Origin of the sequence: Rothia sp. HMSC061E04, from assembly GCF_001813685.1 — a bacterium.
In the GTDB taxonomy this organism is placed as follows: Bacteria; Actinomycetota; Actinomycetes; order Actinomycetales; family Micrococcaceae; genus Rothia; species Rothia mucilaginosa.
In genome coordinates, this window is record NZ_KV813701.1 from 1 (window position 1) to 227 (window position 227).

Here is a 227-nt window from a genome sequence, read left to right on the forward strand (position 1 = left end):
GTTTTGATGTCCAAGAAACGGGAGGCAGTTCATTCCGGCACGGGGGCTTCTCGTATGAGCTTTTATCTGGCTATTACTTGGAGGCGCGGGGTTTAGCGAAGCGGCGCTCGCCCAGGTACCCGAGCAGACTACCGAAAGCGGTCCACTGCAGTGCCGCCAACAGTAGGGTGGACAGGTCGGTCACCTCAAAAGAATTGGGGATGACCTTGAACCACAGCAGTGGCAGG